Genomic DNA, 5,564 nt, shown 5'->3' with positions numbered 1-5,564 from the left:
ATCCCCCGCCCCGGCCGCCGAAGCCACCCCGCCTGTCGTGGAAGCCGAACCCGAAGCCGTCCCCGCACCTGCGGAACCGGCAGCGGAAGAAGCGCCCAAGCCGCGCCGCCGTCGTGCCAGCACGACCACCACGCGCCGCACCGGCACCCGCCGCAAGGTCGCTGATGAGGCCGTAGAGGCGGAAACCCCGGCAACGGAAGCCGAGGCGAAACCGGTGGAAGAAAAGGCAACCGAGGAAGCGGCCCCGGCCAAACCCGCGCGCAAGCGTGCGGCCAGCCGCAGCACGGGCACGACGGCGACCACACGCCGCCGCACCACCCGCGCGGCGGCAAAGGCTGAGGACACGGCCGGGGAACCGGCGGCGGAAACGCCTGCCGCCCCGACCAAAGCCGAAGCCACGGCCACGGAAGAAGCCCCCAAGCGTCGCCGCACCACCACGCGCCGCAAGAAGGCAGAACCCGCGCCGGAAGCGGAAGCTGCACAAACCGTAGCCGACACAGCGGACGCCGCACCGGAAAAGGCAGAAAAGCCCGCCCCGAAAAAGCGGACCACAACCCGCAAGGCGGCCACGACCACGCCGGCAACCCGTCGCCGCCGCAAGAAGGCCGATGAAGAGGCTGAAGCCACGGCCACCACGGCGGACGCCGCGCCAACCCCGATCGATGTGGACGCCACTCCGGCCCCGCGCCGTCGCACGGGATGGTGGAAGCGCTGATAACAGCGTGACTGACTGACCGGTAAAAAACCTGCCTTCGCAAGAAGGCAGGTTTTTTTGTGCCCGGTCAGCTCTTGATACCCACCTGAATTAAAAGTTCCGGATACTGATTTTCTTAAAAACCGTTGCGAGGAAACTTTTGTTTCTCTTCCGTCGATGTATCATGACCATACATACATTATGCATGACCTGATCATGTGAAAACTGTACAGGTCAGAGGACCGTCATAACCATAACCCCGGTCGGCCGCGAAAGCTTCAGTCAACTCAGCAACCTGCTGCGTCCGGCCCCCGACCAATCCGGTCATGGTTCTGCCGTGGCGTGGGCCATCCGGATGCAGGCCTGCTTACATGGACCCACATGGAACGGCAGTCCCATGGCCCTGATCCTGCAGAACCGCATTGATGAACTGCCTTGCGTGCCGAAGCCGCTTGCCAATCCGGCCCTGGTTGTCGTGTTCTTCAGCATGGCGGATCCGCTCTTTGACCGCCCCCATGGCAAAGTCTGTCTGATCCGCCAATACACCACGACCGACAGGCCGGTACCGCTGCCCGCAACCATCCATTCCTTCAGGCCCTTCCCGATACGCTGGACACATGTCGAAGATGACCACCGGTCAGGAAGATGCCGGGGGCCTGCCAATCGACATACACGCCCTGCCAGATGACGACACGGGACGCGATGCCGTCTTCAATGACCTGTAACGCCATGACCGGACCAAGGTGGGCGGCTACCCGACCGCAGTGCGGTATGGGGTCGGGCTGGGGGATTTCGTGTTCCAGATCGGCTCAGAAGAAAAAGTCCATATGGTCTGGGTTGACGACAAAATCGCCTTATTTTTCCTTACACCCGGTGGGGAATGGCACGGGTCGTGCCAGTTTTACTGACGCGCACGACCAGAAATAAAAGTTCCCGGGAGCCTTCTGTTTTCAAACAGGCGGCATTTTCAAAAGCTTTTTTGAAAAAAGCTTCACCAAAAGCCTCTTTACGATTGACCGCCATCCGGCAGGGCAGGCGCGGTTTCCCACCCGGGGCCGATAATGGCGGCACTACGGCGGCCCAGCCCGTCATTGCGCAGGACAATCATGTTCTGCTCCTCCAGATAGGCCAGTTGCCGCCGGGCGCGCCCCAGGGAATGGGTGCCGTATGTGCGGGCAATCAGACTGTCGGATGGGCAGGGTTCGCCATGCAGGGCGGCGCGTGCGATCAGCAGGAAAATGCCCTGCACGTCATCGGGCAGCACGCCTGCCATCTGTTCGGCCTGCCGCCACTGGCCGCTTTCCGCCGTCTGGGCATCCACACCAGCCTTGGCGACCGCCAGCAGGCGGCGGAAGCGCGGCATGTCCAGCGCATCACGTCCCATACCCTCGATCCGGCAGCGGACAAGGAAGTCCTGATACAGTACATGCACGGGACGGAAGCCCGCGTCCTCGTCACGCAGGATATCGCTCAGGATCTCGATAAAGCGCAGCCGCTGGGCTGCCGCATCCACCGGTGCTGCATCCGGTTCTTCTTCCGCTACGTCCACCGTCGCGGTTTCGGCATGGGCGGCAAGCTGGGACAGGATATCGGGTGGCGGGCTGAAACTGCGTGGCTGACGGGCCGGAACCTCACGTTCGGGCACGGGGGTCAGGATCAGTTCACGGATCTCGTCCCCTGCGGGCACCGGATCAAACGGCATGAGCGTGGGACCGGCCGAACGACTTTCGGTTTCCACCGGCCCGATCTTCACCGCAAGCGGCCTGCGGGATATCGCGGGGCCAAGGGCTACGAAATAACCGCGTTCAAGGTCACGGAAACTCTCGGCCTGCCGCCGCTCCATACCCAGCAGGTCAGCCGCCCGCATCATGTCGATATCAAGGAAGGTGCGGCCCATGAGGAAGTTCGAGGCCTCGGCCGCGACATTCTTCGCCAGCTTGGCCAGACGCTGGGTCGCGATCACACCCGCCAGCCCACGCTTGCGCCCACGGCACATAAGGTTGGTCATGGCGCCAAGTGAGGCCCGACGCGCTTCGTCCGACACCTCGCCCGCCGCCGCAGGCGCAAAAAGCTGGGCTTCATCCACCACGACCAGCACGGGGTACCAGTAGTCACGCGGCACCTCGAACATGCCACCGAGGAAGGCTGCGGCGCGGCGCATCTGCACCTCCGCATCCACGCCCTCAAGGTTCAGCACGACGGAGGCCCGGTGCACGCGCATCCGCTCCCCCGCCGCCTGCAATGCGGCCTCGGTATGTTCGGCGGCGTCAATGACCAGATGGCCGTAACGTTCGGCAAGGCTGACGAAATCGCCTTCGGGGTCAATGATCGCCTGCTGCACCATACGCGCGGACTGTTCCAGCAGGCGGCGCAGCAGGTGTGACTTGCCCGACCCGGAATTGCCCTGCACCAGCAGGCGGGTGGACAGCAGTTCCGCCAGGTCCATCGTCACGGGGGCATCCGTCGCCATGGCCCCGCGCCGTTCACCAATCGTGATCGCAACACTCATGGCGCTGACGGATACCGCCCGCGCTGCGAGTCCCGCAACCACTCCCATGCTCCCTGCCCCGCCATGCGCCCGGTCGCGATGCAGCCCTGCAGCAGATAACCGCCGGTCGGAGCCTCCCAGTCCAGCATTTCACCGGCAGCAAAAACACCAGGCAACGCACGCAGCATGAAATGTTCATCCAGCGCGGGCCACGCGATTCCCCCCGCGACCGAAATGGCGCTGTCCAGTGCCGCAGGCGCACGCAGCACCACCGGCACGGCCTTGACCAGACGGGCAAGGGCCTCGGGATCGCGCGGGGGCGGTCCCCCGTCACCTTCGCGCAGCAGGGCAATGGCCACGGGGGGCAACCGCAGCGCCTTGCGCAATGTATTGGACAGGCTTTCACGTGAACGTACGCGGGCAATGCGGGTGGCGATTTCCGCCACATCCAGCGCGGGACGCAGGTCAATATGGACCAGCGCATGGCCATCACGGGCAATCCGGCCCCGAATCGCGGCCGACAGGGCATAGACCGCGCCGCCTTCAATCCCCGTACCGGTCACCACCGCCTCGCCCCGCACCGTGTCGGCCCCATCCAGCGTAAGTGCGATACCCCGCAGCGGCGTGCCGGCGAAACGGGTGGTAAACGGCGCGCCCCAGCCGGTCACGAAGCCACAATTGGCCGGGGCAAAGGGTTTTACATCCACATCATGGTCCAGAAGGCGCGCCCGCCATGCGCCATTCGATCCCAGCCGTGCCCAGCTTGCGCCACCCAGCGCCAGCACCGTAGCGTTGACCCGCCACGATGCCGGGCCACCGGGACCCGTAACCCGCAGCCTGCCATCCGCATCCCACCCGTCCCAGCGGTGGCGCGTCAGCAGCCGCACGCCGCCTGCCGCCAGCCGCGCCAGCCATGCCCGCAACAGCGGCGACGCCTTCATGGCACGGGGAAAGATACGTCCGCTGCTGCCGGTAAAGCAGGGCTGGCCCAGTCCTTCGGCCCACTGCACCATGTCCTGCGGGGTAAAGGCCCGCAGGGCGCGTTCCATCATCGGGCGTGCGGCGCCATAACGGGCGGCAAAGGCATCGGCCGGTTCGGAATGGGTCAGGTTGAGGCCCCCCCGCCCGGCCATGAGCAGCTTGCGCCCCATGGTGGGCATCTGTTCCACCACGCTGACGCCACACCCGTGGGCGGACAGGATTTCGGCCGCGGCAAGACCCGCAGGCCCACCGCCAATAACCGCGACGTGCGGCCTGAAAACGAATTCGGTCATCAGATGATATAATCGATCGGCGGCAGCATCTGGTCCATGGTAAAGGCCGGCAGGCTGGAATGTCGCGTGCCTACGATACGGGCGGGATTGCCCACCACGGTCGTGTAGGCGGGCACGGATTCCAGCACGATGGAGCCAGCGCCGACCTTCGCCCCCTCGCCAATTTCGATATTGCCCAGGATCTTGGCCCCCGCCCCGATCAGCACGCCACGGCGCACCTTGGGGTGGCGGTCGCCCACGTTCTTGCCCGTCCCCCCAAGGGTCACGCCCTGCAGCAGGGACACGTCGTCCTCCAGCACCGATGTCTCACCAATGACGATACCCGTGCCGTGGTCCAGCAGGATACGCCGCCCCAGCCTTGCCGCAGGGTGGATATCAACGGCAAACAGTTCGGAACACCGGCTTTGCAGGTGCAGGGCAAGGTAGCTGCGATTGTTGTGCCACAGCCAGTGCGCCACGCGGTAGCTCTGCACCGCGTGATAGCCCTTGAAGAACAGGAAGGGGGTCACGTAATTGGCCGTGGCCGGATCGCGTTCACGGATGGCGACAAGGTCGGCCGCCGCCGCACTGACAATATCGGGATCGGCGTCGAACACCTCGCTCACCAGTTCGGCCAGCGCGTCATCCGCCACCGACCGGTCCCCCAGCTTGCGTCCGATCAGGGCGGCCAGCGCACAGCGGAAGGACGCATGGTTGCGGATGCCGGTGGCCAGCAGGCCCTTGACCAGCGGATCATTGCACCCGCACGCGCCGTTCACGATTTCCTGCCACAGCGCGATGGGGTCCACATGCCCCAGCGTTGGCGGCATGACGGGACGCGTGCGTGTATCCATGGGAATGCCAGCAGGCTGCTTTTCAGACATAAGCCATCCGTTCCGGCCCCTTGGGGCCTGTTAGTCGTCGCGATCCCGTTTTACAGGCCCATGGCGTGCCGGGCAAAGCTGCGGCGCAGCGGGGTGATGCGGTTGACGGTCGCAAGCCCCACGTCACGCGCCAGCCGCAGGACGGGGTTATCATTGCCAAACAGCCGTTCCAGCGCATCGGTCGCCACCAGCATGAGCATGTTGGCGGGACGGCAGCGCGCCTGGTACCTGCGCAGCACATCCGC

The 5,564-nt window shown here is 65.1% G+C and carries 4 protein-coding genes and 2 pseudogenes; 1 reads left to right on the top strand and 5 read right to left on the bottom strand.

The features are described 5' to 3' along the window. Positions 1-715 (top strand): annotated as a pseudogene (locus tag F1542_RS13695) (ribonuclease E/G); the annotation flags it as partial. 843 nt (positions 716-1,558) lie between these two features. On the opposite strand, the gene F1542_RS13690 reads toward F1542_RS13695, so the two are convergent. From F1542_RS13690 to F1542_RS13670, 5 genes and pseudogenes are all read right to left on the bottom strand, one after another. Beyond that, positions 1,559-1,717: a hypothetical protein gene (locus tag F1542_RS13690; RefSeq protein ID WP_193733521.1), complete on the bottom strand. Its 159-nt coding sequence runs from the start codon at positions 1,715-1,717 to the stop codon at positions 1,559-1,561. Beyond that, the gene (locus tag F1542_RS13685) at positions 1,701-3,203 is read right to left on the bottom strand and encodes an ATP-binding protein (protein WP_193733522.1); all 1,503 of its coding nucleotides are present in this window, start codon (positions 3,201-3,203) and stop codon (positions 1,701-1,703) included. The genes F1542_RS13690 and F1542_RS13685 overlap by 17 nt, the downstream gene beginning before the upstream one ends. Beyond that, positions 3,200-4,456 (bottom strand): TIGR03862 family flavoprotein, encoded by a 1,257-nt coding sequence (locus F1542_RS13680; protein ID WP_193733520.1) that lies wholly within the window; start codon positions 4,454-4,456, stop codon positions 3,200-3,202. The genes F1542_RS13685 and F1542_RS13680 overlap by 4 nt, the downstream gene beginning before the upstream one ends. Beyond that, entirely contained in the window at positions 4,456-5,265 is an 810-nt protein-coding gene (cysE, locus tag F1542_RS13675) for a serine O-acetyltransferase (protein ID WP_227002512.1), read from the bottom strand. The genes F1542_RS13680 and cysE overlap by 1 nt, the downstream gene beginning before the upstream one ends. A 104-nt stretch (positions 5,266-5,369) precedes the next feature. Further along, positions 5,370-5,564 (bottom strand): annotated as a pseudogene (locus tag F1542_RS13670) (ubiquinone biosynthesis protein UbiH); the annotation flags it as partial.

Origin of the sequence: Komagataeibacter sp. FXV3, from assembly GCF_015155755.1 — a bacterium.
Lineage (GTDB): Bacteria > Pseudomonadota > Alphaproteobacteria > Acetobacterales > Acetobacteraceae > Komagataeibacter.
The sequence above is the reverse complement of the archived record's forward strand: the minus strand, read 5'-3'. Positions and strand labels throughout refer to the sequence as shown.